Raw genomic sequence first — 230 nt, 5'->3', positions numbered from 1 at the left:
CCTCGCGGCCGTCACCGGCACCAGCCTACCGGACGGCGTGCCGTTCGCGGGCTACGAGATGCAGGTGGGCGACACCACCGGGCCGGATACGGCGCGCCCGGCGATCCGGCTCGCGGACGGGCGCTCCGACGGCGCGGTCGCGGCCGACGGCCGCGTGACCGGCACCTACGTGCACGGCCTGTTCGCCGACGACCGCCCGCGCGGCGCCTGGCGCGCCCGCCTCGGGGCGG

1 pseudogene is annotated in these 230 nt (G+C 80.0%); it reads left to right on the top strand.

The window, feature by feature from the left end:
• Nucleotides 1-230, top strand: a pseudogene (locus AC0IWM_RS24010) (cobyric acid synthase); the annotation flags it as partial.

It is taken from the genome of Methylobacterium sp. AC433 (assembly GCF_979253015.1).
The sequence above is the reverse complement of the archived record's forward strand: the minus strand, read 5'-3'. Positions and strand labels throughout refer to the sequence as shown.